Origin of the sequence: Ruminococcus sp. CAG:57, assembly GCF_000435935.1 — a bacterium.
Lineage (GTDB): Bacteria > Bacillota > Clostridia > Oscillospirales > Ruminococcaceae > Hominimerdicola > Hominimerdicola aceti.
The window spans coordinates 317-641 of sequence record NZ_FR890785.1 but is presented as its reverse complement, the minus strand read 5'-3'; the positions used below and the strand labels follow the sequence as shown (position 1 = coordinate 641).

Genomic DNA, 325 nt, shown 5'->3' with positions numbered 1-325 from the left:
TCTCCGACACTTGCATAGCCCATTTCCTGAGCATTATCAAGATTTTCTCTCAAATAAGACTCAAATGTTCCAACTGTAACATCAAGCCCACCATAAGGGGAGATTTCGTCATATGCGCTCAATTCAGCTAACGCTTCTTCTGCCTCTCGAATACAACTTTTGAGATATGCTTCTTTAATGTATTTCTCGCCAAGCAAATCGGAAAATGTTGAAAGTATAAAAGGACTTTCGGAAGGTTTTAAATCTTCAAGAAGATAGTTTTCTATGGTGTTCGTTTCGACAGGCAATTTCAGACTCTTTTCCCAACTCATCTTGTCTATCGTGT

The 325-nt window shown here is 38.8% G+C and carries 1 protein-coding gene; it reads right to left on the bottom strand.

All coding sequences use genetic code 11. The features are described from left to right. The coding region (locus tag QVO88_RS10345) for a hypothetical protein (RefSeq protein WP_288178010.1) at nucleotides 1-311 on the bottom strand (311 nt) is incomplete at its 3' end. Nucleotides 312-325 lie beyond the last annotated feature (14 nt).